We start from the raw sequence: 21,920 nt of genomic DNA, 5'->3' as shown, positions 1-21,920 counted from the left end.
GGCGGTGGTACCGCTGCGTCCGCGGCGGCGGGGCTGGCCCGCCGTCGTCTGGCGCCCGGCGACCGGTCCTCCCGCGGGTCGCTCACGCCGTGCCGGGCGCCGCGGGCATCCGCAGCGGGATGAGGTCCCGCGGCGGCATCGGCGAGCCGCCGCGCACCACGACGATGGAGCGGAACAGATCCTCGACCGCCGCCGCGGCCTCGGGATCGGAGGTGGCCGCGCCGCCGATGACGCCGCGCAAGAACCATCGCGGCCCGTCCACGCCGACGAATCGGGCGAGGCGCAGGCTGGTGCCGTCGCCCGCGACCGTCGGCACTTCCGCGAGCAGCTCGGCGCCGAGCGCGGTCTCCCGCTCCTCCACCCGGCCGCCCTGCTGGGTGATCTGCTCACGGATCTGGGCGCGCGTCTCCTCCCAGAGGCCCGACGACCGCGGGGCCGCGAACGGCTGGACCTGAAGGGTCGAGTCCGCGTAGTCCAGGCCGACGGCGACGATGCGCTTGGTCTGCTCCTCGACCTCGAGGCGGAGGTTCAGGCCCTCTCGCGGGAGGATCTTGATGCCGCCGAGGTCGATGTACGGACGAACAGGATTCGCCTCCGTCTCGTCGAACGGCCCGTCCACGGAGCGGTCCCCGTGCAGGGTCGGGGCCTCCGCGGCGGCGGACTCTGTCGGCTCTGTCGGCTCGATGCTGTTGTCGTCGGTCATGCTCTCTCCTCCGCGCCGCTCGGGGCGGCGCTCTGGGTCTGGTATCCGCTGGAGCCGAACCCGCCCGCTCCGCGGACGCTGTCCTCCAGCGAATCCACGGGGATGAAGCGGGCTCGGGTCACCGGCATCACGATCATCTGGGCGATCCGGTCGCCGGGCGCGATCTCGTACGCCTCGCGCGGATCGGTGTTCAGGAGGCACACCTTGATCTCGCCGCGGTACCCCGCGTCGACCGTCCCCGGGGAGTTCACCACGGTGATCCCATGCTTGGCGGCCAGACCGCTGCGCGGGACGACGAACGCCGCGTATCCCTCGGGGAGGGCGATCCGCACACCGGTGCCGATCAGGGCCCGCTCCCCCGGCGCCAGCACGACCGCCTCGGTCGAGACGAGATCCGCGCCCGCGTCACCTGGGTGGGCGTAGGCAGGGACCTCGGGGGCGATAATGGGGACGTCCACGGTATCGGTCACGAGAAAGAGGCTAATGCAGAACCTCGCCGACGACGCGCGTCCGCGGTACAGCGAGCGTCTCACCCCCAGTCTCTGGCTCTTCCTGGCCGCCGCCGTCGGTGGACCCATGGTCACGCTCACGCTGATCCCGGTCGGCTCGGTCGTCGCGCTCGTGATCGGCTGCGCGGCCACGGCGGCGATCGTCGGTCTGATGGTCCTCGCCTCTCCTCGCGTACGGGTGGGCCGGCGGACGCTCCGCGCCGGCAGGGCGCACATCGATGCGCGGTGGTTGGGCGAGCCCTCGGCGCAGACCGGAGAGGCGGCGCGCGTCGCGCGCGGGGCGGGCCTTCCGGCACGCGGGTGGCATCTGATCCGCGGCGGCATCGACGGGGTGGTGGTGGTGCCGATCCTCGATCCCGACGATCCCGCCCCCACCTGGACCCTCTCGACGAGGACCCCCGACCGTCTGGCGGCGGCGATCGACGCGGCCAGACGCACGGCCGCCGACGGCTGACCCGGCACGCCGCCGTCACCGGAAAGCAGAACGCGCCCTGGACCGAAGCGGTCAGGGCGCGAACGTCCGTCGGATCAGGCGGCGCATTCCTTGCAGATCGGGCCCGACGCGTCCTCGTGGTCGAGCTGCGAACGGTGCTTCACCAGGAAGCAGCTCATGCAGGTGAACTCGTCCTGCTGGGCCGGGAGGACGACGACGTCGAGCTCGACGTCGGACAGGTCTGCGCCGGGCAGGTCGAAGTTGCTCGGGTTGTCGGAGTCCTCGTCGCCGACCGAGCCCGACAGCTTGTCGGGGACGCGCTCCTTGAGAGCCTCAATCGACTCGCTCTCGTCTTCGCTCTTGCGCGGGGCGTCGTAATCGGTTGCCATTGCGGTGATTCTCCACTTTCGTGATGCGAGTGGCGCGGTGCCGGGGGTATCGCTTCGTGCCGACTCAGCGGCGTGCCGTCGGGTGTTCGGCGGCCATAGTTTGCACGACCCGCGATCGTTTGGCAAATGCCGCGCTTCCGCCGATCCAAACTCGCGGCACGCCCACGCTATTCCCGTCCCGCGTCCGGGGCCCGTGACACGATGGGCGCACACCCATCAGAGGGGCTCTGCCATGGAACACGTCACGATCGTCGGCACCGAAGACAATCTCCTCGTCCTCGCGACGGAGTCGGGGACGCGCTTCGCCCTGCCCGTCGACGAGGTCCTGCGCGCCGAGATCCGGCGGGCGCGCGCACGCCAGGAGGAACGGGCGGCTCCGCTGGCCGCGAGCCCCCGGGAGATCCAGGCCCAGATCCGTGCCGGGCTGTCCGCCCGCGAGGTCGCCGAGCTCCTCGGCGTCCGCGTCGAGGACGTCGAGAAGTTCGAGGGACCCGTTCTCGCCGAGCGCGAGCACATCGTCGGCCAGGCCCTGGCCGTCCCCGTCCTCATCGGCAGCGAGGTCGAGCCGGACGCACAGCCCACCTTCGGGGTGGCGATCCGCGCCAAGCTCGCCGACGTCGGAGCGACCGCCGAGCGGTGGGCGAGCTGGAAGGACGAGTCCGGCTGGATCATCAAGCTCGAGTTCACCGCGTCCGAGGTCGACCACGACGCCCGGTGGAGCTTCGACCCCCGCCGCAGCGTCCTCTCACCCCTCAACGCCGACGCCACCCAGCTCTCGCGGCAGGGCTCGCTTCCCGAAGGACTGATCCCGCGCCTGCGCGCCCTCGACAAGGAGCGCCCCTCCCCCTACAAGGACGACTCGCGCTTCGACTCCGGCGCGTTCGGACCGAGGCTCGTTCCCGCCCCGAACGAGTCGCGGGAGGACGGTCGCGAGGAGAACGCCGCGCCGCAGCGATCCGCGCCCGCCGTCCAGGAGGCAGCGACCAACCGCGCACCGCAGGTCGCCTCGACGCCGTCGGACACCGCCGATCTGCTCGAGGCGCTTCGGCGGCGCCGCGGTCAGCGGGAGCCGGCGCCGAGCGCGGACGAGGCCGACGAGGCGCCCATCGCCCTCTTCGACGCCCTCGAGCCCGGCTACCGCGCGGGCACGGAGGATGCGACTCCGGATCCCGCTCCGCAGCCTTCGGCGCCCGCATCGCACGACGAGTCCGGCTCCCGTCGTCGCCGCCGCGAGATGCCCTCGTGGGACGAGATCGTCTTCGGCGCACGCACCGACGACTGAGCCCGAGCTCCGCGTCCCCCGAGCGCCCGCGCCCTCGCGCTCCTCGTCGCCAGATCAGGCAGACGCGCCAGAACAGGCACCCCTGGGCCCAAACCGCCTGAGCTCGCGCGTTCGCCTGACCCCACGCGCATGCCCGAGCTCGCGCGTGACTCCTGCGCAAGAACCAGGCCCACGCCAGATCAGGCAAACACGCCAGAACAGGCACCCCTTCGTCCAAACCGCCTGAACTCGCGCGTTCGCCTGATCCCACGCGCATGCCCGAGCTCGCGCGCGGAGTCAGGAGGATCCGGTGACTTCTGGGTCAGCGGGCGAAGGCGCCCATCCGCAACAGGGGGACGCGGAGCTCCTCCGGGGTCAGCGAGCCGTGCTGGCCGACCATGTCCTGGGCCTTCTGATCCTCCGCCGCCCCGTCGTACAGCGCCCAGGTTCCCCGCGCCGGGATCACGAGATCGCCGATCCGGGCGGCCGCGTCCGCGGTGACCTCGGACCCGAACAGTCCGCCGGCGATCGCCTCATCCCGGGTGAGCACATCCGCGGCGCCCTCCGTCCCGGCCGCCCACGCGCTGCGCGCAGAGCCGAGGCGGTCCGGATCGTCGAGGTAGACGTGCAGCATGCGCGGCTCGCCGCCGATGTGCGCCACCCCGTCCCGCATCGGACCCGATTCATCCACGATCAGGTGTCGGTGACGGGGGACGTCGACCATGCCGTGATCCGCGGTCACGAGCACACCGACGCCACGCGGAACAGGGACGGAGAGCGCCGCGTCGATGTCCTCCAGCGCGGCCACCCACTCGGCCGACGCCACACCGTCCCGGTGCCCGGCCTTGTCCGCCTCCGGCAGGTAGCAGTACACCAGGGCGCCGTCGTTCTCCTCGGCGAGCCCGAGGGCGAGCGCGACCCGGTCGGCCCCGGACTTCGCGGCGTGGAAGTCGGCGCCGCGCAGCGTCGCCGCGCTGAAGCCGCTCCGCGCGTACGCGGGCAGGCCCACGGCGTGGACGGGGTGGCCGAGGGCGCGCGCACGCTCGAAGACGGTCGGCTCACGCTGCCACGAGGCCGGATCGATCCGCTCCTGCTCCCACCCGCTGAGCTGGTTCACGAGCCGGCCACGCTCACGGTCGAGGACCCGGTAGCCGACGAGCCCGTGCCGCCCGGGCGCGACGCCTGTGACGAGACTCGTCAGGGCGGATGCGGTCGTGGACGGGAAGACCGAGAACGCGACGTCGCGCTTGGTCATGGCCGACGCCAGGGTGCGGGCATGACCCGCGTGCGCGCGCAGCTGCGCCGCGCCCAGCCCGTCGATCACGACGAGGACTGCCGAGCGCACCGCGGGCAGCGGCTCGGCCTCACCGCGGTTCACGGGGGGATCGGCATCACCACGGAGTCCGCCGAGGGCGTCGAGCAGGTCCTGCGCCACCCCGGTGATGCTCCGGGCGGTCGGCGGCACGGCCGGTAGCATAAGGGTCATCCGAGCCAGTCTCGCACGAGTGCCTTCGTGTGAGTCCCGGGCCGGACCCGGCGTCGAGGACCGCCTCCGCCGGCACCCGACCGACGCAGGAATCCCATGCCCCGCAGCACCACGCCGCCCGAGCCGATCGACGAGCGCATCCAGGACATCGACCTGACCAGCGAGATGCAGGGCTCGTATCTCGAGTACGCCTACTCCGTGATCTACTCGCGCGCGATCCCGGACGCCCGCGACGGCATGAAGCCCGTGCAGCGGCGCATCCTGTACCAGATGGCCGAGATGGGCCTGCGTCCCGAGCGCGGCCACGTCAAGAGCGCCCGCGTCGTGGGCGAGGTCATGGGAAAGCTCCACCCCCACGGCGACTCGGCGATCTATGACGCCCTCGTGCGGCTCGCCCAGGGGTTCGCACTGCGGGTGCCGCTCGTCGACGGGCACGGCAACTTCGGATCGCTGGACGACGGTCCGGCCGCCTCCCGCTACACCGAGGCCCGCCTCGCCCCGCCGGCGCTGGCGCTGACCGAGAGCCTCGACGAGGACGTCGTCGAGTTCATCCCCAACTACGACGGCCAGTTCCAGCAGCCCTCCGTGCTCCCCGCCGCCTTCCCCAACCTGCTCGTCAACGGGGCGAGCGGGATCGCCGTGGGCATGGCCACGAACATGGCGCCGCACAACCTCATCGAGGTGGTGGCCGCCGCGATCCACCTCCTCGAACACCCGGAGGCCACGACCGAGGAGCTCATGGAGTTCGTGCCCGGCCCGGACTTCCCCTCGGGCGGGATCCTCATGGGCCTCGACGGCGTGAAGGACGCCTACGCCAACGGCCGCGGCGCGCTGAAGGTCCGCGGAAAGGTGTCGATCGAGTCGCTCGGCCCTCGGCGGACCGGGATCGTCGTCACTGAGCTGCCGTACATGGTCGGCCCCGAGCGCCTGATCGAGAAGATCCGCGACGCGGTGCAGTCGAAGAAGCTCCAGGGGATCAGCGACGTCACCGATCTCACCGACCGCAACCACGGCATGCGGATCCAGATCGGGATCAAGACGGGCTTCGACCCGAACGCCGTGCTGGAGCAGCTGTACCGGCTGACCCCGCTCGAGGACTCGTTCAGCATCAACAACGTCGCCCTCGTGGAGGGACAGCCCCGCACCCTCGGGCTCAAGGAGCTGCTGTCCGTCTACGTGACGCACCGGCTCGAGGTGGTCACCCGTCGCAGCCGCTTCCGTCTCGCGCGCCGAGAAGAGCGTCTGCACCTGGTCGAGGGACTGCTGATCGCGATCCTCGACATCGACGAGGTGATCCAGGTCATCCGCTCCTCCGACGACGGAGAGCAGGCCCGGGCCCGGCTCCGCGACGTCTTCGACCTCTCGGAGCCGCAGGCCGAGTACATCCTGGAGCTGCGTCTGCGCCGCCTGACGAAGTTCTCGCGGATCGAGCTGGAGAGCGAGCGCGACAAGCTGCAGGCCGAGATCGCCGAGCTCCGCGACCTGCTCGGCAGCGACGCCCTCCTGCGCGCGCAGGTCGCGCGCGAGCTGGACGCCGCCGCCGAGCAGTACGGCACGCCCCGGCGCACCATGCTCCTCAACGCCGCACCGCCCAAGCCCCGCGTCGCCAAGGGCGCTGCCGTCGACCTGCAGATCGCCGACACCCCGACGGTGGTCGTGCTCTCCACGACCGGGCGCGCCGTGCGGGTGGACCTCGCCGAAGGGCAGGAGCTCGCCGCGGGGACGCGGCGCAGCAAGCACGACGCGGTCCTCGCGACCCTCGCGACGAGCACCCGGAGCGAGATCGGCGCGGTGACGAGCGCCGGTCGGGTCCTGCGCTTCTCCCCCGTCGACCTGCCCTCGGTGCCCTCGTCGTCCGTCCACCTGGCCGCCGGTGTTCCGCTTCGGGACTACATCGGCCTTCTCGACAAGAGCGAGAAGGTGCTGTCGCTCGTCCGCTTCGACGACGACACGCCGCTGGCGCTCGGAACGCGCGCCGGAGTGGTCAAGCGGGTGGTGCCATCGGGCCTCGCCGCGCGGCCGGAGGTCGAGGTCATCGGGCTCAAGGCAGGTGACGCGGTCGTCGGCGCCGCCGCGGCCCCGGACGACGCCGAGCTCGTCTTCGTCAGCTCGGATGCACAGCTGCTGCACTTCCCTGCGTCGTCTGTGCGTCCCCAGGGCGGAGCCGCCGGCGGGATGGCGGGGATCAAGCTCGCCGCCGGAGCGGACGTGGTGTCGTTCTCGGTCGTGACGGACGTCGCGGACGCGGTCGTCGTCACCGTCTCCGGCGCGGACGGCGTGCTCGCGGGCACGGATGCGGGTCGGGCGAAAGTGTCCTCGTTCACGGAGTTCCCCGGGAAGGGCCGTGCCACCGGCGGCGTCCGCGCCCACTCGTTCCTCAAGGGCGAGGACAGGCTCCGCCTCGCCTGGGCCGGTCCGTCGCCTGCCCTGGCGGTCGGCCCCGACGGTGCCGCACGCACCCTGCCGGAATCGGGAGCCAAGCGGGACGCGTCCGGCCAGACGCTGGATGGCGTCGTGGGATCGGTCGGCCGGGCCCTCGGCGCATGACGGGCTCCGTCGTCCTGGTCTCCGGTCTCCCCGGCGTCGGCAAGACCACGATCGCTCGTGCGCTCGCCGGCTCCGCACCGAGGGGTGTGCACCTGGACAGCGATGACATCGGCGAGTCCTTCATCGTGTCCGGGCTGGTCGTCCCCGGCGCCGAGCCGGCGGACGAGGCCGAGCGTCAGCTCGCCCTGCGCCGCGAGAACCTGTTCGCTCTCTCCCGCAACTACACCGCCGCCGGCTTCGACGTCGCGATCTCCGATGTCGTGCTGTGGCCGGGACTGCTGCGCGCCTACCGCATCGGCGTGTTCGCACCGCTCCGGTTCGTGCTTCTCACCGCCTCGCCGGAGGCGGTCTCGGCGCGCGACGCCGGGCGGGACAAGCAGGTGGCAGCCGCCTGGACCCATCTTCGTGCCGCACAGGACGCCTGGCGGGCGCCCGGCCTGCGCATCGACACCACGACGTTGACCGCGGAGGCGACCCTCGAGGCGATCCACGACGGCTGGGACGCGGCGCTGGTCTGACGACCAAGACCCGCGCGGATCGACGTCGGCTCAGCCGGTCCGCGTCCGCCCGAGGTCTTCGAAGCCCTCGGCGATGACATGGGAGAGGGTCCGCGCGTGGACGCCGTCCGGATCCAGGTCCGGATCGAAGATCGTGACGGAGGCGCCCCACGCGGCGGGGGCGAGGCCCCGGAGCAGCTCGATCAGCTCGTCCGGCGAGAGACCTCCCGGATCCGGGCTGTCGACCGCCGGCATGTGGATCGGGTCCAGGACGTCCACATCCACCTGGATCCAGTACCCGCCGTTCATCCCGGGCACGGAACGAACCCGCCCGGCCGCCCTCGCCCCGCCGTGCAGGATCACCTCCGATGCGGGGATCACGAGCGCCAGCGCCGCCTCGACCTCCGCGAGATCCTCGTCGTCGTCCCGGCATCCGACGTGCGCCACGCGATCCCCCGCGACGTAAGGGCCGAGCCCGTCGATGTCGGCGATCGCGGGGATGTGCCGGCCGACGAGCGCGGCCAGTCCCTCGCCGCCGACGGCGCCCACCGCGGGGCTGTTGCCGAGGTGTCGGAAGTCCGTGTGCCCGTCGACATGCACGAATCCGCCGCCGACGACGCGGGTGGCGAGCCCGGCGGCCACGGCGATGCTGCAGTCGCCGCCCAACACCAGCGGAGCGAGCCCGTCGCCGCGGAGCCCGACCAGGCGGGCGGCCAGGCGGCGGGCGTGCTCGACGATCGCCTCCTGGTTGCGGACGACGTCGTGCGGGCGCGGTACGTCCACATACCGCCCCGGCAGCACGACCCCGGCGTCGACGGCGCCGGCGCGGATCAGCCGCTCATGCAGCCCGGCCTCGCGCAGGGCCTCGGGCGCCTTGGCCGTCCCGGGGACCGCGCCGGGCTCGGGCGGGTTCAGTCCGAGGTTGGTGGGCGCCGAGAGGATCGCGATCATCGTCCCAGTCTGTCAACCGGCACCGACACCGGCCACCGCGGGGTCACGGTGCATCCACACGTCGATCCCGTCGTCCTCGTCGACCACGAACCCGTGCCGTGCGTACAGACGCTGCGCGGCCGAGCCGACCAGCACCTGCAGACGCAGACGGGTCATGGGCGCCTCTGCGCAGAGCGTCCGCAGGACCGCGGACCCGATGCCTCGGCCCTGGTGCGCGGGGTCCAGGTAGAACATCTCCAGCCACAGGTCGCCGCCGTCCGGCCGGAGCGTCACGGTGCCCACGGTCTCCTGGCCGATCAGGATCATCCGGGTGTTCCCGGGCGAGAAATGCGCGACGACGCGGGCCCGCGACCGTTCGGGGTCCCAGCCCACGAGCCGGTCCAGATCCGCGCGCAGCGTCACCGCCTTGAGCGCGACAACGGTCTCGAGGTCGCCGGGCGTCGCGGGACGGAGGATCGGATCGCCCGCGGACAGCCGGGTCACGCGTCGATCGACTCGCGGGCGAGCTGGTCCGCGGAGTCCACGATGAACTCGCGCCGCGGCGCGACCTCGTTGCCCATCAGCAGCTCGAAGACGCGGCCGGCCTCCTCCGCGTCCTCCATCCGCACGCGCCGGAGCAGGCGTCCCGACCGGTCCATCGTGGTGGTGGCGAGCTGCTCGGCATCCATCTCGCCGAGACCCTTGTACCGCTGCACGGGCTCGTGCCAGCGCTTGTTCTGCTTGCGGAGCTTCGCCAGCAGGCTGTGCAGCTCCTGCTCGCTGTACGTGTAGACGGTCTCGTTCGGCTTGGATCCGGGGTTGATCACGATCACCCGGTGCAGCGGCGGCACCGCGGCGAAGACCCGGCCGTCCTCGATGAGCGGACGCATGTACCGGAAGAACAGCGTCAGCAGCAGCGTGCGGATGTGCGCGCCGTCCACGTCCGCGTCGCTCATCAGGATGACCTTGCCGTAGCGCGCGGTCGAGAGATCGAACGACCGGCCCGAGCCGGCGCCGACGACCTGGATGATGGATGCGCACTCGGCGTTGGAGAGCATGTCGCTGACCGACGCCTTCTGCACGTTGAGGATCTTCCCCCGGATCGGGAGGAGCGCCTGGTACTCGCTGTTGCGGGCGTGCTTGGCGGTGCCGAGCGCCGAGTCGCCCTCGACGATGAACAGCTCGGACTCCGTGACGTCGTTCGTCCGGCAGTCGACGAGCTTGGCGGGCAGCGACGAGGATTCCAGCGCGTTCTTGCGACGCTGCGTCTCCTTGTGGGCGCGGGCCGAGACGCGCGCCTTCATCTCCGCGACGACCTTGTCCAGCAGCATGGAGGCCTGGTTCTTGTCGTCGCGCTTGGTGGACGAGAAGCGCAGGCCCAGTTCCTTGCGCACCACCTGCGACACGATCGTGCGCACGGCCGGGGTCCCGAGGACCTCCTTGGTCTGTCCCTCGAACTGCGGTTCGGGCACGGTGACCGTGAGGACGGCGGAGAGCCCGGCGAGCACGTCGTCCTTCTCGATCTTGTCGTTGCCCGCCTTCAGGCGCCGGGCGTTCTGCTCCACCTGGCTGCGCATGACCTTCAGCAGCTCCTGCTCGAAGCCCTGCTGGTGCGTGCCGCCCTTGGGCGTCGCGATGATGTTGACGAAGGAGCGGATCGTCGTGTCGTAGCCCGTCCCCCAGCGCAGGGCGATGTCGACCGTGCACTCCCGTTCGACCTCGGTCGCCCGCATGGAGCCGTCCGGCTGCAGGATCGGCACCGTCTCGGTGAACGAGCCGCTCCCCTGCAGCCGCCAGGTGTCTGTCACCGGGGCATCGGTGGCCAGATACTCGACGAACTCCGAGATCCCGCCCTCGTACAGATAGGACGTCTCGTTCACGGTCCCGGCATCCTCACCGTCCGCTCCGCGCGACGCGCGCTCGTCGCGCACGACGATCTCGAGCCCCGGCACGAGGAACGCCGTCTGCCGCGCCCGGTTCTCCAGATCGGGCAGCTGGAACGCCGCGTCCTTGGTGAAGATCTGGCGGTCGGCCCAATACCGCACTCGCGTGCCGGTCACGCCCTTCGGCGCCTTCCCCACCACGCGCAGCTCGCTGCTCTTCTCGAACGGCGTGAACGGGGCGTCCGGTCGCGGCTCGCCGTCGTCGTCGAACACCCCTGGCTCGCCGCGGTGGAACGACATCGCGTAGGTCTTCCCGCCGCGGTCGACCTCGACGTCCAGACGCTCCGACAGCGCGTTGACGACCGATGCGCCGACGCCGTGCAGACCGCCTGAGGCCGCGTAGGAGCCGCCGCCGAACTTCCCGCCCGCGTGCAGCTTCGTGTAGACCACCTCGACGCCCGTCAGCCCGGTCCGCGGCTCGACGTCCACCGGGACGCCGCGTCCGCGGTCGCGGACCTCGACGCTGCCGTCGGCGTGCAGCACGACGTCGATGCGCGTGCCGTTGCCCGCGACGGCCTCGTCGACGGAGTTGTCGATGATCTCCCAGAGGCAGTGCATGAGCCCCGGGGACCCGTTCGATCCGATGTACATGCCCGGGCGCTTGCGAACGGCTTCGAGGCCCTCGAGAACCTGCAGATGATGGGCGGAGTACTCGGCGGTCACAATCCTCCATTTTATGGGCCTCTGCGCGGCGCCCTCGGAGGACACTCCCGTCCGGCCCCCTCGCGGGCGCGCGGCGTACGCGCTGAGCGAAACACGCCGTCGCGCGGGCATGACTCCCAGGTCCGCGTGGTTGTATTGAGCACGCTCCACCGCGTACCCGACAACCGAGGAGGCACCGAGATGAACGCGACAACCGAACGGGAAGCGCCCGCCTTCGAGCACCGCCTCACGGCGATGGATCGCTGCGACTCCTGCGGCGCGCAGGCCTACATCGCCGCCGTGGTCAACGGCAGCGAGCTGCTGTTCTGCGCCCACCACGGTCGCAAGTACGAGGAGAAGCTGCGTGCCGTGGCCACGAGCTGGCACGACGAGACGGCCCGCCTCCTCGACGCCTGATCGTCCCACCGACTGATCGAGACCCCGCGCCCTGCCACAGGGCACGGGGTCTCGCCGTCTCCACCCGGGGCGCCGCTCGCGGGCGAGCCCGTCAGGACACGTGACGACGCCGCACGCGCGACGCCAGGCGGGTGAGGATCTCCTCCCCGACCGTGTCGATGCTCTCCGCCAGCGTCGTCGCCGACGACTCTCCCCTCGTACCGGGCCCGAACAGGACGACCTCGTCGCCGGGAACGGCCCCGGGCCAGGCCTCGACGTGGACCGTCGCGAGCTCCACCGCGCGCAGTGGTCGGGGCCCGGCGGGGGTGCCGACGTCGACGCGACCGGCCAGGATGCTGGGGATCCCGTCGAGCGCGCCGATCCCGACGACCGCCTCTCCGTCCCGGACTTCCTTGACGCGGGCGCACAGGGACGCGATCGGGGCGAGTCCCGGCAGTTCGGGGCCGTCCGCGGACCTGATCCCATAGCAGAACGCACCGACGCGGACGAGGGATCCGCGCAGCTCCGGCCGTGCCCAGGTCGCGGCCGACGCCGTCAGATGAGTGAGCGGCGACGACGCTCCGGCGCGCGCCGCCTCGTCCACCGCGCCGAGGAAGCGCCGGTGCGCGGCGTCGTCCTCCTCGTCGCTGGCCTCGGCGATATGACTCCAGACGCCGACCAGGTCGGCGTTCGCGTGGCCGCCGTGCCCGAGGACGCGGTCGAGCCCGTGAGCCCATTCCCCCGCCGACAGTCCGCTGCGATGCAGGCCGGTGTCGATCTTCAGGTGGATGCGGGCGCGGGCGCCGACGCGCTCGGACTGCGCGAGGACGCGCTCCAGGTAGGCGAGCGAACCGACCCCGAGGTCGACGCCGGCGATCAGCGCCTCGGCGATCTCGTCGTCCGCGGATGTCGCCCAGGCGAAGAGGCGCGGGCCGGAGCCGATGGCGTCGCGCAGGCCGACCGCGGTGGGGATGTCGTAGGTGCCGACCCAGTCGACGCCCGCCCTCACAGCGGTCTCGGCGGCCCATCCGGCGCCGTGGCCGTACGCGTCGTCCTTGACCACGAGCATCAGGGAGGACGGCTCCACGCGGTCACGGAGGACGGCGAGGTTCCGGCGGAACACGGTCTCATCGATGCGGAGCTCCGGACGAGTCATCACGCCTCCCAGGCCCGATCGCTGCGCTGCCCGGCCACCGCCACCAGCTCCGGGATCGAGAGCCCGGTGTGCGACGCCCACGTGGCGAGAGCCCCGGCGAGCGGGCCGCGGCCGCCGAAGTAGGTCGCCTCCGCGTCGTCCGGGACCTCGGCGTCGCCGATGTCCAGCACGCAGACGTCCATCGCGATGCGCCCGACGATCGGGAACACCGCGTCCCCGATCCCCGCGTGGGCGTGGCCGCCGAGGGAGCGCACGACACCCTGGGCGTAGCCGCCCGTGACCAGTGCCAGGCGGGAGTCGCGCGGTGCGCGATACCGATAGCCGTACGAGACCCCCGCTCCCGCGGCGATCTCCTTCGTGGACAGCACGCGGCCCGTGAGCCGCATCACCGGCTCCCCGGGAAGAGTGCCGTCGGGCAGCGGCAGGCCGTAGAGCAGGTGCGGATCCAGGTCGGGCTCCACGTCGACCGACGCGGTGATCCCCTCGAGGCGCAGCGCGCCGGCTTCGGCGTCGGAGTCGACGAGGACGCCCCGCGCGCCCGCGGCCACCACGGCCTGCGCCACGGCGAGAAGGCCGTGCCCCCACGCGTCCCGGCGGAGGTCGGCGATCCCCGGACCCCCCGCCTCGACCGCACGAGCGGCGCCGAGCGCGAGCGCGGAGCGGGAGATGAGGGCTCGCAGCATGGCGCTCCGGGACAGCTCACTCACTCCGCCAGCCTACCTTTCGCCCTGTCCGCCGCCTCCGTGAGGAGGCGTTCACACCTGCATGTACGTGAAGACCTCGCCGTCGACGTTCTTCTCGATCGCGGCCCTGGCGCCCGCCGCGAGCTCATCCAGGGCGGCATGCGCGTCGCCCGTCGCGTAATGGAGGCCTCGCCGAGCCACGACCATCGAGAGGATGGCGTCGGCGAACCGCGGGTTCAGCGGGAGGACCGGGCCCTGGACGTTCGTCGCGAACGCGCTGCCGGCGCGCACCGCCTCCCCCGTCCCGCCCGCGTGCGGGAACGATCCCTTGCCCGCGCGCACCGTGCCGTAGGGCTGCGCCCCGTCGTCGAGGCGCCAGGTCGACGCGTGGTCCTCGAACCCGATCAGCGGGCCGTCGGCGGTCTCGGCGATGATGTAGCCGACACGGCGCTCACGCGTCCGTTCCACCCGGAACGGCAACAGGCCGAGGCCGTCGAGCACCTCGCCGTCCAGCAGGGTGACCCCTGCCGACAGCAGCTCCGCACCGCCGCCGACGGCGAGGAGGGGGACGTCGTCCTGCAGCGCACGGGCGAGCTCGTCGCGGCGTGCGCGCAGATCGTCGGCGACGATGCGCATCGCCGACAGCGGACCGTTGCCGATCACGACCGCGTCCGGGCTCTCGGGGGTCGGATCCCCGATCCCGGCGTGAAAGACCTCGACATCATGGCCCGCGCGCTGCAGGCGGGTCTCGAGAGCTCGCACGTTGCCGCGGTCTCCGGTCACGCCGAGCTCGCGCGGGTAGAGCTGCACGATGCGGATCGTCTCCGCAGCCGGGGTCTCGCTCATCGTCGTGCCACCTCCTGGTCGCCGTGACCGAGGATCCGGCGCCCGATCATCATGAGCTCGTAGTTCACGAACCAGGTCTGACGTCCCGACGCCGTGTCGGGAAGAGACCGCATGTGCGCCACGGCCTTCTCCATGTCCGGCTCGACGAGCCCCATCGGGATTCCCGCGTGCTCGAGCCGCAGGGCCAGCTGATAGGCCTTCTCGCCGGTGACGACGTCGACATGGTCCAGGACGTCGAGGTCCACGTCGTAGAGCCACGAGACATCGGGCGTGCCCTCGTCGATCGCGAGCAGCAGACGCTCCGGAGCGCCGTCCAGCGCGTCCAGGTTCATCTGCAGGCTCGGTGCGTTCTTGAACATCACGAACTCGACCTGCTCGCCACCGGCGGCACCGCGCAGCGGGATCACCTCGCCGCGGCCGTACGCCGGAGCCATCCGCGCGAAGCCGTCGGCGGCCGCGTCCGCCGCGAACGACGAGCCCAGGACCCGCGCGGCCACCGTGAGGGCGGCTGCAGCGTCCGCCGCGTAGTGGAGGCCCTTGGCCGGAAGGGTGATGTCCACGGCGGAGCCGTCGACCGACACCGTCACCGCGCGTCCGTCCACCGCCGCCACTTCGGCGAAGGCCCGGTGCCCGAGGGCCCCGGCCTCGCCGCTGCGGGTGTCGTCCGCGTTCGCAAGCCCGTGCGCGGACGCGGCGATGATCTCCGGCGCCACGCCGAAGAAGGACACCTCGCCGCGCATCGTGTCGACGTCGATCTTGCTGAGGTACGGGTCGTCCCGGTTCACCACGACGTGGGAGGACGCGCGCGTCGACGCCTCGAGCATCATGTCCGCCACGCGCTCGGTCTCGTAGAACCGGTAGAGCTGGTCGACCTGCACGTTCAGCGACAGGATCACGGACGGCGAGAGCAGATCGGCGAGATCCGCCGCGTACCCCTCATCCACCTCGAGCACGGCGACGTCCGCGCGCACACGACCGGTGAGGGTCGCGTCCGCGAGCAGCGCGCTCGTCACGCCCTGCGGGAGGTTGGCTCCCGTCGGGTTCGTGAACACCGTGAGCCCGTGCGCGCGCAGCACCTCGCTGACCATGTGCGTCGTGGTGGTCTTGCCGTTGGAGCCCAGGACGAAGACGACGCCGTGCGGGAACTGCCCCGCGAGCGTCGGCAGCAACGAGGGCGCCAGACGGTTCGTCAGGTACCCCGGGAACGCCGAGCCGCCCCCGCGCAGGCGCGTGGCGAACCGAGCGAGCTTTCCTGCCGCGACGGGAAAGACGTAGCGGAGCCCGGGTGTGCGTGCGTGCGGCGGTCGCGCCTCACTCAAGGTAGTCACGCAGCGACTGCGACCGGCTGGGGTGCCGGAGCTTGGCCATGGTCTTCGACTCGATCTGACGGATGCGCTCTCGCGTCACCCCGAACGTGTCCCCGATCTGGTCCAGCGTCTTCGGCTGCCCGTCACCGAGCCCGAATCGCATGCGGATGACACCCGCCTCGCGCTCCGACAGCGAGTCGAGCAGCTGCTCGAGCTGCCGCTGCAGCATGGTGAAACCCACCGCGTCGGCCGGGACCACCGCTTCGGTGTCCTCGATCAGGTCACCGAACTCGCTGTCCCCGTCCTCGCCGAGCGGCGTGTGCAGGGAGATGGGCTCGCGCCCGTACTTCTGCACCTCGATGACCTTCTCCGGAGTCATGTCGAGCTCCTTGGAGAGCTCTTCCGGAGTGGGTTCGCGACCGAGGTCCTGCAGCATCTGGCGCTGCACGCGGGCGAGCTTGTTGATGACCTCGACCATGTGCACCGGGATGCGGATGGTGCGGGCCTGGTCCGCCATGGCGCGCGTGATCGCCTGGCGGATCCACCACGTGGCGTAGGTCGAGAACTTGAAGCCCTTGGTGTAGTCGAACTTCTCCACCGCGCGGATGAGGCCGAGGTTGCCCTCCTGGATCAGGTCCAGGAACTGCATGCCTCGTCCGGTGTAGCGCTTGGCGAGCGAGACCACCAGGCGCAGGTTCGCACCGAGGAGGTGGCTCTTCGCACGCTGGCCGTCGCGGGCGACCCACTGCAGATCGAGACCCAGCTGGCTCGACTTCTCCGCCGCCGACATGGTCGACAGCTTCTCCTCGGCGAACAGGCCCGCCTCGATCCGCATCGCGAGCTCGACCTCTTCGGCCGCGTTCAGGAGCGCGACCTTGCCGATCTGCTTCAGGTAGTCCTTGACCGGGTCCGCCGTGGCGCCCGTGATCTGGGTCGAGTAGACCGGGACGTCGTCCTCGTCGCTCGAGGACAGCACGATGGCGCCCGTCGGCAGCGGCTCGCTGAACGCGGGCTTCTTGCCGTCCTCGTCGTCCCCGTCCGCCTCCGCGGCGTCGGTCTCCGAGGAGCCGGCCTTGGCGTCGTCCTCGGGGATCTCGACGTCCTCGTCGACGGGCTCGTCGTCCTCGCCGGACTTCTTCTTCCGCCCACCGCTCTTCGCGGTCGGCTTAGCCGCGCCCGACGTCTTCTTCGCCGTCTTGGGCGCCCCGGCCTTCGTGGTCGCGGTCTCGTCGGCGACCGTCTCGTCGACGGTCTCGTCCGCTGCGGTCGCCGTGCTCTTCGTCGTCCGTGCGTTCTTCTTCGTGGCAGTCGTCACGTTTCGCCTTTCACGGGGGCTGCGCGGGCACCCCGGGCCATTTCGGACACTAGTAAGACCCTTGTCAAGTCCTCACATCGCGCACGATGAATGGTTGACAACGGGTCGGTCCTCCAGTATTGCACATCCTCAGAGGGATCGCGCCCGATTCGACGGATCTCCGTGGAACTTCGCCGCGGCGGCCGAAACGGGGAGGGTGCGGGGGCCGGCGCTCAGCTCAGACCGCCGCGGTCCTCGTCGGTCGGCCGGGAGGCGAGGAAGCGCTCCAGCTCGGCCGCCAGCTCGTCGGCGCTGGGCAGGGCGCCCTCGTCGAACCCTCCGCCCATCTCGACGGACAGGCCCGCCATGTACGCGTCGTGACGCTGCTCGAGCGTGCTGATCATCTGCCGCAGCTCGTCGTTGCCCTGCACCTGCTCGTCGACTCGTGCGAGATACTCGGACTCCTTCTCATGGAGGCCGTCCGTGGTCAGGACGAGACCGGTCGCCGTCATCAGCCGGTCGGCCACCGCGAGGACGGCGCCGGGGTGCTCGGTGTCGGCGAGGTAGTGGGGAACCAGCAGCACGAACCCGGCGACGCGGGCGCCGCTCTGCGCGAAGCGGTATTCGAGGAGGTGGCCGACCGTCGCGGGTACCTGCGTGCGGGGACGCCACACGGAGTGCGCCGCGATCAGGTCGCTGCGCGTGCCGCTGACCGTGGTGCCGAACGGACGGGTGTGCGGCACCGGCATGGCGATGGAGTGCGCCCAGGTCACGCTGCTCGCCCCGTACTCGGCCGCCAGATCCTGGACCGCGTCGGAGAAGGCGTTCCACAGGAAGTCCGGCTCGTATCCGGAGAGCAGGAGGAACTGCTGCCCGAGGGCGTCGTGCGCCAGGGAGAGCTCCAGCCGGGACGGACGGAACCCGGTCAGGTGATCCTGATCGAAGGTGATGATCGGCCGACGGGCCCGGTAGTCGAGGAGGAGGTCGTTGTCGAAGACCACCAGCGGCTGGGGAGACGTGGTCTCCTGGAGGTGGTCGATCAGACCGGACACCGCGGATCCCGCGTCGGTGAATCCGGTCAGCAGAACGATCAACGGCAGGCCGTCGGGCACGGCCGGGGCGCTGGCGACGCGTTCGGAGAGTTCACCGGAGAAGGGCATGCTCCCATGCTACGAGCCGTGCCGACGGGCGGGTCCGATGACCGCTGAGAGCGAACACGCAGAGCCGGGGCCGCACACGGTCGCCTCGGCGCGCGAGCCTAGGATGGACGCATGACGTCTCCTGCGCTCGAGCTCTCACAAGGTGCTCCGGCGGATGCGAACGCGGAAGCGGTCGTGCTCGTCGTTCCCGGCATCCCCGACACCGCCGCCTCCCTCGCTCCGTTCGAGGCCGTGATCGCCCCTCTGGAGGCGGTCGGTCACAAGGCTCCGGTCAACTCCTATCTGCGCGTCGCCGCGCCGGACATCACCGACCTGCCGCTCGCGGTGGTCAGCGCCGGCCCGGACCCCGACGCGCAGCGCGTGCGCGAGGCGGTCGGCGCGGGGCTGCGCTCCCTGACCGGGTTCGACCGCGTCTCGGTGCTCCTGCCCGACGCGCTCCTGCCCTTCGCGGAGGCGGCGGCCGAGGGCGCGCTGCTCGGCGCCTATCGCTTCGACGACTACCGGTCCTCGGACGAGCCCCGCCGCGCCGGGACCGTGATCCTGCACGCGGACATCTCCGACGCGGCCGTGGCTCGGGCCGGCATCGTGGCGGACGCCGTCGCGCTGACCAAGGACCTGATCACCACGCCGGCCCAGTGGATGGGCCCGTCCGATCTCGCCGACCGTGCGGTCCAGGCCGTCGACGGTCTCGGCATCACCGCCGAGGTCTGGGACGAGGACCGTCTCGCCGACGAGGGCTTCGGCGGCATCCTCGGGGTGGGCCAGGGCTCGGACCGCCCGCCCCGGCTCGTGCGGCTGGACTACTCCCCCGCCGATGCGGCCTCCCACATCGCCCTGGTCGGCAAGGGCATCACCTTCGACACCGGCGGGCTCTCGCTCAAGCCCGCCGCCAGCATGGTCGGCATGAAGTTCGACATGGCCGGCGCCGCCAGCGTCCTCGCGGTCGTCCGCGCGGTCGCCGCGCTCGCTCTCCCCGTGCGCGTCACCGCGTGGCTCTGCATCGCGGACAACATGCCGTCGGGACGCGCCACCCGCCCCGGGGACGTGCTCCGACTCGCCGGGGGCACCACCGTCGAGGTCCTGAACACCGACGCGGAGGGCCGCCTGGTCCTCGGCGACGGGCTCGTCGCCGCCAGCCGCGAGACCCCGGACGTCATCATCGACGTGGCGACGCTCACCGGCGCGATCATCGTCGCCCTCGGGATGCGCCACACCGGCGTCTTCGGCGACGACCCGACGGTCGAGGAGGTCCTCGCCGCCGCTTCCGCCACCGGAGAGCAGGCCTGGCCGATGCCGCTTCCCGACCATATGGAGGACGACCTGAAGTCGCCCATCGCCGACCTCGTGAACGCCAAGATCGGGGATCCGGCGGGCGGGTCGCTGTTCGCGGGCCTCTTCCTCCGACGGTTCGTGGGACGCACCTCCGACGCCGACGACGCGCCGCGGATCCCCTGGGCGCACCTGGACATCGCCGGTTCGTCCGAGCACAAGGGCGGCCCCTACGGCTACACGGACAAGGGCGCGACGGGGGCAATGGTCCGCACGCTCATCGCCTTCGCCGAGAAGCGCGCGGGCGGAGCCGACGCATGACCGGCGGGAGCTTCGACGTCGTCGTGCTCGGCGGCGGCAGCGGCGGGTACGCCGCGGCGCTGCGCGCGGCCGAGCTCGGCAAGACGGTCGCGCTGATCGAGAAGGACAAGGTCGGGGGCACGTGCCTGCACCGCGGCTGCATCCCGACCAAGGCGCTGCTGCACGCCGCGGAGATCGCGGACAACGTCCGCGACGCCTCCGCGTACGGCGTCTCGGCTTCCTTCCAGGGCATCGACGCCGCCGGCGTCCGCGGGTACCGCGAGGGCATCGTCGCCAAGAAGCACAAGGGACTCGAAGGGCTCATCAAGGCGCGCGGGATCACCATGGTCTCCGGCGAGGGGCGCCTGCTTCCGGACCGCACGGTGGGCGTCGGGGACGACGTCTACACCGGCACGGACGTCGTCCTCGCCACGGGGTCGTACAGCCGAACCCTCCCCGGGCTGGAGATCGGCGGCCGCATCATCACGAGCGAGCAGGCGCTCGCGCTCGACGAGGTGCCCGGTCGCGTGATCATCCTGGGCGGAGGCGTCATCGGCGTGGAGTTCGCGAGCGTCTGGCGCTCGTTCGGCGCCGAGGTGACCATCGTCGAAGCCCTTCCGCACCTCGCGCCCAACGAGGACATCGCCCTGAGCAAGGGACTGGAGCGCGCGTACCGCCGCCGGGGGATCACCTCCTCGCTCGGCGTGCGCTTCCAGAGCGCCGTCCAGGACGACTCCTCCGTCACGGTCACCCTCGAGGACGGGAAGACCTTCACCGGCGACTACCTCCTCGTCGCCGTCGGGCGCGGACCGGCCACCGACGGGCTCGGCTTCGCCGAGGCGGGGATCGAGCTCGACCGGGGCTTCGTGCTCACCGACGCGGAGCTGCGCACGGCCGTGCCGCACGTGTGGGCCGTGGGGGACATCGTCCCCGGGCTCCAGCTCGCGCATCGGGGCTTCCTGCAGGGGATCGCGGTCGCCGAGCGCATCGCCGGCCTCTCCCCCGCGCCCGTTCCGGAGAGCCAGATCCCCCGCGTCACCTATTCGCACCCGGAGCTCGCGTCGGTGGGGCTCACCGAGGCCGCGGCCGTGGACGCGCACGGCGCCGACCAGGTGGTCGCCTACGAGTACAACCTCGCCGGAAACGGCAAGAGCGAGATCATCGGCACCGGCGGCCTGGTGAAGGTCGTCCGTCAGAAGGACGGCCCGGTCCTCGGAGTCCACCTGCTCGGAGACCGCGTGGGAGAACTCATCACCGAGGGACAGCTCGCCGTCGCGTGGGAGGCCCACCCCGAGGACATCGCCCCGCTGATCCACGCCCACCCGACGCAGAGCGAAGCGCTGGGCGAGGCCTTCCTCGCCCTCGCCGGAAAGCCGCTGCACGCATTGTGAAAAAGAAATTGCGCATTGTGGAAATCTTGACCGGCCGGAGCCACGCCACGGCCACTAAGCTGAACACCATCACGAACTTCCTGAAGGAGATCCCGTCATGAGCACATCCGTGGTCCTCCCCGCTCTCGGAGAGAGCGTCACCGAGGGTACGGTCACCCGCTGGCTCAAGCAGGTCGGCGACACCGTGCAGGCCGACGAGGGGCTGCTGGAGATCTCGACCGACAAGGTCGACACCGAGATCCCCTCGCCGGTGTCCGGCGTGCTCGAGGAGATCCTCGCCGCCGAGGACGAGACCGTCGAGGTCGGCGCCGTCCTCGCCCGCATCGGCGACGGGTCCGGGTCGTCCTCCTCCGACGACGCCCCCGCGGCCGCACCCGCCGAGGCCGAGTCCGCATCCGAGGTGGCCGAGGCGGTCGCACCCGAGCAGGCCGCCCCTGAGCAGGCCGCTCCCGCACAGGAGGCTCCCGCGGAGGCTGCCGCGGCCCCGGCCGGCGACGCGACCGACGTCCGCCTCCCGGAGCTCGGCGAGAGCGTCACGGAGGGCACGGTCACCCGCTGGCTCAAGCAGGTCGGCGACACGGTCGAGGTCGACGAGGCCCTGCTGGAGATCTCCACCGACAAGGTCGACACCGAGATCCCCTCGCCGGTCGCCGGCGTGCTGCAGGAGATCGTCGCGGCCGAGGACGAGACCGTCGAGGTCGGCGCCGTCCTCGCCCGCGTCGGCAGCGGTGCACCCGCGGCCCCCGCGGCCGAGGCTGCCCCGGCTCCGCAGGCCGCT

The 21,920-nt window shown here is 71.7% G+C and carries 21 protein-coding genes; 8 read left to right on the top strand and 13 right to left on the bottom strand.

Translation table 11 applies throughout. The features are described 5' to 3' along the window. Positions 1 to 82: 82 nt before the first annotated feature. Positions 83 to 703, bottom strand: coding sequence for a DUF3710 domain-containing protein (locus tag MR1_RS13415; protein ID WP_067247733.1), 621 nt, complete (start codon positions 701 to 703; stop codon positions 83 to 85). Then, entirely contained in the window at positions 700 to 1,173 is a 474-nt protein-coding gene (gene dut / locus MR1_RS13410; RefSeq protein WP_067247730.1) for a dUTP diphosphatase, read from the bottom strand. Before dut ends, MR1_RS13415 begins: the two co-directional genes overlap by 4 nt. Positions 1,174 to 1,186: 13 nt before the next feature. Between dut and MR1_RS13405 the strand changes: the two genes are divergently transcribed. After that, a complete protein-coding gene (locus MR1_RS13405; RefSeq protein WP_067247726.1) occupies positions 1,187 to 1,666 on the top strand; it encodes a DUF3093 domain-containing protein in 480 nt (159 codons plus the stop codon). Between the two features lie 74 nt (positions 1,667 to 1,740). Here MR1_RS13405 and MR1_RS13400 read toward each other — a convergent pair whose 3' ends face one another. Continuing rightward, positions 1,741 to 2,034 carry a DUF4193 domain-containing protein gene (locus MR1_RS13400; RefSeq protein WP_067247723.1) on the bottom strand — a complete coding sequence of 98 codons (294 nt, stop codon included), beginning with the start codon at positions 2,032 to 2,034 and terminating at the stop codon, positions 1,741 to 1,743. A 232-nt stretch (positions 2,035 to 2,266) separates the two neighbouring features. Here MR1_RS13400 and sepH point away from each other — a divergent pair, with 232 nt between their 5' ends. Next, a complete protein-coding gene (sepH, locus tag MR1_RS13395; RefSeq protein ID WP_067247720.1) occupies positions 2,267 to 3,316 on the top strand; it encodes a septation protein SepH in 1,050 nt (349 codons plus the stop codon). Between the two features lie 301 nt (positions 3,317 to 3,617). Here the strand turns inward: sepH and MR1_RS13390 are convergent, their stop codons facing one another. Then, entirely contained in the window at positions 3,618 to 4,781 is a 1,164-nt protein-coding gene (locus MR1_RS13390; protein ID WP_084344663.1) for an alkaline phosphatase family protein, read from the bottom strand. Positions 4,782 to 4,877: 96 nt separating this feature from the next. On the opposite strand from MR1_RS13390, the gene MR1_RS13385 reads away from it, so the two are divergent. Next, positions 4,878 to 7,328: a DNA gyrase/topoisomerase IV subunit A gene (locus MR1_RS13385; RefSeq protein ID WP_067247717.1), complete on the top strand. Its 2,451-nt coding sequence runs from the start codon at positions 4,878 to 4,880 to the stop codon at positions 7,326 to 7,328. Beyond that, positions 7,325 to 7,846, top strand: coding sequence for an AAA family ATPase (locus MR1_RS13380; protein WP_067247714.1), 522 nt, complete (start codon positions 7,325 to 7,327; stop codon positions 7,844 to 7,846). The genes MR1_RS13385 and MR1_RS13380 overlap by 4 nt, the downstream gene beginning before the upstream one ends. A 30-nt stretch (positions 7,847 to 7,876) precedes the next feature. Here the strand turns inward: MR1_RS13380 and MR1_RS13375 are convergent, their stop codons facing one another. From MR1_RS13375 to MR1_RS13365, 3 genes are read right to left on the bottom strand one after another with little or no spacing between them, the layout of a single operon-like run. Then, on the bottom strand, positions 7,877 to 8,776 hold the full coding sequence (locus MR1_RS13375; protein ID WP_084344661.1) for an arginase family protein: 900 nt from the start codon (positions 8,774 to 8,776) through the stop codon (positions 7,877 to 7,879). Positions 8,777 to 8,788: 12 nt separating this feature from the next. Further along, on the bottom strand, positions 8,789 to 9,259 hold the full coding sequence (locus MR1_RS13370; protein ID WP_067247710.1) for a GNAT family N-acetyltransferase: 471 nt from the start codon (positions 9,257 to 9,259) through the stop codon (positions 8,789 to 8,791). Next, the gene (locus MR1_RS13365; RefSeq protein ID WP_084344659.1) at positions 9,256 to 11,361 is read right to left on the bottom strand and encodes a DNA gyrase/topoisomerase IV subunit B; all 2,106 of its coding nucleotides are present in this window, start codon (positions 11,359 to 11,361) and stop codon (positions 9,256 to 9,258) included. Before MR1_RS13365 ends, MR1_RS13370 begins: the two co-directional genes overlap by 4 nt. A 180-nt stretch (positions 11,362 to 11,541) precedes the next feature. Between MR1_RS13365 and MR1_RS13360 the strand changes: the two genes are divergently transcribed. Further along, the gene (locus tag MR1_RS13360; protein WP_067247707.1) at positions 11,542 to 11,757 is read left to right on the top strand and encodes a DUF7455 domain-containing protein; all 216 of its coding nucleotides are present in this window, start codon (positions 11,542 to 11,544) and stop codon (positions 11,755 to 11,757) included. Between the two features lie 91 nt (positions 11,758 to 11,848). Here MR1_RS13360 and MR1_RS13355 read toward each other — a convergent pair whose 3' ends face one another. From MR1_RS13355 to MR1_RS13330, 6 genes are all read right to left on the bottom strand, one after another. Next, positions 11,849 to 12,892, bottom strand: coding sequence for an alanine racemase (locus MR1_RS13355; RefSeq protein WP_067247704.1), 1,044 nt, complete (start codon positions 12,890 to 12,892; stop codon positions 11,849 to 11,851). Then, the gene (locus MR1_RS13350; RefSeq protein ID WP_255218155.1) at positions 12,892 to 13,599 is read right to left on the bottom strand and encodes an alanine racemase; all 708 of its coding nucleotides are present in this window, start codon (positions 13,597 to 13,599) and stop codon (positions 12,892 to 12,894) included. Before MR1_RS13350 ends, MR1_RS13355 begins: the two co-directional genes overlap by 1 nt. 48 nt (positions 13,600 to 13,647) lie before the next feature. Further along, entirely contained in the window at positions 13,648 to 14,421 is a 774-nt protein-coding gene (locus tag MR1_RS13345; protein ID WP_067247702.1) for a type 1 glutamine amidotransferase, read from the bottom strand. After that, positions 14,418 to 15,749, bottom strand: a complete 1,332-nt coding sequence (locus MR1_RS13340; protein WP_255218154.1) for a MurT ligase domain-containing protein — start codon at positions 15,747 to 15,749, stop codon at positions 14,418 to 14,420. Before MR1_RS13340 ends, MR1_RS13345 begins: the two co-directional genes overlap by 4 nt. Further along, positions 15,733 to 17,043, bottom strand: coding sequence for an RNA polymerase sigma factor (locus MR1_RS13335; protein ID WP_067247696.1), 1,311 nt, complete (start codon positions 17,041 to 17,043; stop codon positions 15,733 to 15,735). Before MR1_RS13335 ends, MR1_RS13340 begins: the two co-directional genes overlap by 17 nt. A 212-nt stretch (positions 17,044 to 17,255) precedes the next feature. Then, entirely contained in the window at positions 17,256 to 18,182 is a 927-nt protein-coding gene (locus tag MR1_RS13330) for a proteasome assembly chaperone family protein (RefSeq protein WP_067247693.1), read from the bottom strand. A 111-nt stretch (positions 18,183 to 18,293) separates the two neighbouring features. Here MR1_RS13330 and MR1_RS13325 point away from each other — a divergent pair, with 111 nt between their 5' ends. From MR1_RS13325 to MR1_RS13315, 3 genes are all read left to right on the top strand, one after another. Next, on the top strand, positions 18,294 to 19,772 hold the full coding sequence (locus MR1_RS13325; RefSeq protein ID WP_067247690.1) for a leucyl aminopeptidase: 1,479 nt from the start codon (positions 18,294 to 18,296) through the stop codon (positions 19,770 to 19,772). Beyond that, the gene (gene lpdA / locus MR1_RS13320) at positions 19,769 to 21,142 is read left to right on the top strand and encodes a dihydrolipoyl dehydrogenase (RefSeq protein WP_067247687.1); all 1,374 of its coding nucleotides are present in this window, start codon (positions 19,769 to 19,771) and stop codon (positions 21,140 to 21,142) included. The genes MR1_RS13325 and lpdA overlap by 4 nt, the downstream gene beginning before the upstream one ends. A gap of 97 nt (positions 21,143 to 21,239) precedes the next feature. Then, positions 21,240 to 21,920 (top strand): biotin/lipoyl-containing protein (locus MR1_RS13315; protein WP_303621324.1); only part of this gene is annotated, 681 nt, incomplete at its 3' end.

The organism is Microbacterium resistens NBRC 103078 (assembly GCF_001552355.1).
In the GTDB taxonomy this organism is placed as follows: Bacteria; Actinomycetota; Actinomycetes; order Actinomycetales; family Microbacteriaceae; genus Microbacterium; species Microbacterium resistens.
This window is presented reverse-complemented; position numbering and strand designations above follow the sequence as displayed.

Excerpts from the sequence above, each read along its gene's own strand:
- MR1_RS13415 (WP_067247733.1), bottom strand. The coding sequence starts at position 703 with ATGACCGACGACAACAGCATCGAGCCGACAGAGCCGACAGAGTCCGCC.
- MR1_RS13405 (WP_067247726.1), top strand. The coding sequence starts at position 1,187 with ATGCAGAACCTCGCCGACGACGCGCGTCCGCGGTACAGCGAGCGTCTC.
- MR1_RS13400 (WP_067247723.1), bottom strand. The coding sequence starts at position 2,034 with ATGGCAACCGATTACGACGCCCCGCGCAAGAGCGAAGACGAGAGCGAG.
- sepH (WP_067247720.1), top strand. The coding sequence starts at position 2,267 with ATGGAACACGTCACGATCGTCGGCACCGAAGACAATCTCCTCGTCCTC.
- MR1_RS13390 (WP_084344663.1), bottom strand. The coding sequence starts at position 4,781 with ATGACCCTTATGCTACCGGCCGTGCCGCCGACCGCCCGGAGCATCACC.
- MR1_RS13385 (WP_067247717.1), top strand. The coding sequence starts at position 4,878 with ATGCCCCGCAGCACCACGCCGCCCGAGCCGATCGACGAGCGCATCCAG.
- MR1_RS13380 (WP_067247714.1), top strand. The coding sequence starts at position 7,325 with ATGACGGGCTCCGTCGTCCTGGTCTCCGGTCTCCCCGGCGTCGGCAAG.
- MR1_RS13375 (WP_084344661.1), bottom strand. The coding sequence starts at position 8,776 with ATGATCGCGATCCTCTCGGCGCCCACCAACCTCGGACTGAACCCGCCC.
- MR1_RS13360 (WP_067247707.1), top strand. The coding sequence starts at position 11,542 with ATGAACGCGACAACCGAACGGGAAGCGCCCGCCTTCGAGCACCGCCTC.
- MR1_RS13355 (WP_067247704.1), bottom strand. The coding sequence starts at position 12,892 with ATGACTCGTCCGGAGCTCCGCATCGATGAGACCGTGTTCCGCCGGAAC.
- MR1_RS13345 (WP_067247702.1), bottom strand. The coding sequence starts at position 14,421 with ATGAGCGAGACCCCGGCTGCGGAGACGATCCGCATCGTGCAGCTCTAC.
- MR1_RS13330 (WP_067247693.1), bottom strand. The coding sequence starts at position 18,182 with ATGCCCTTCTCCGGTGAACTCTCCGAACGCGTCGCCAGCGCCCCGGCC.
- MR1_RS13325 (WP_067247690.1), top strand. The coding sequence starts at position 18,294 with ATGACGTCTCCTGCGCTCGAGCTCTCACAAGGTGCTCCGGCGGATGCG.
- lpdA (WP_067247687.1), top strand. The coding sequence starts at position 19,769 with ATGACCGGCGGGAGCTTCGACGTCGTCGTGCTCGGCGGCGGCAGCGGC.